Here is a 730-nt window from a genome sequence, read left to right as displayed (position 1 = left end):
CCTCTTCCCTCTTGCTTACTTGGAGACATCATGAAACGCGATTTAGCAATGGCATTTTCTCGTGTAACTGAAGGTGCAGCACTCGCTGGTTACAAATGGCTTGGCCGTGGTGACAAAAACGCAGCCGATGGCGCAGCTGTTGAAGTTATGCGCACTCTACTGAACAAAACAGACATCAGTGGTGAAATTGTCATTGGTGAAGGTGAAATCGATGATGCTCCAATGCTATACATCGGTGAGAAAGTTGGTCTAGGTGGCGATGAAGTGGATATCGCTGTTGACCCTATTGAAGGCACTCGCATGACCGCAATGGGTCAATCAAACGCATTGGCAGTGCTTGCCGCGGGTGAAAAAGGCAGCTTTTTAAAAGCACCTGACATGTACATGGAAAAATTGGTTGTTGGCCCAGGTGCGAAAGGCGTGATCGATCTAGAAAAGCCGTTGAAAGAAAACCTAGAAAACGTTGCTGGTGCGCTAAATAAAACGCTGGACACTCTGGTTGTCATCACTCTAGCAAAACCTCGCCACGATGATGTGATAGCTGAAATGCAGGCGATGGGTGTGCGTGTCTTCGCGGTGCCAGATGGCGACGTTGCAGCTTCCATCCTAACGTGTATGCCAGATAGTGAAGTGGACCTCATGTACTGCATTGGCGGTGCACCAGAGGGGGTGGTATCCGCAGCGGTGATTCGCGCACTTGATGGTGACATGCATGGCCGTCTTCTACCTC

Annotated in this window: 1 protein-coding gene; it reads left to right on the top strand. The window is 49.9% G+C overall.

All coding sequences use genetic code 11. The features are described 5' to 3' along the window. Positions 1-30: 30 nt before the first annotated feature. A partial coding sequence (gene glpX / locus R7Q11_RS26160; protein WP_225466999.1) for a class II fructose-bisphosphatase occupies positions 31-730 on the top strand: 700 nt, incomplete at its 3' end.

It is taken from the genome of Vibrio sp. 970 (assembly GCF_033339075.1).
This window is presented reverse-complemented; position numbering and strand designations above follow the sequence as displayed.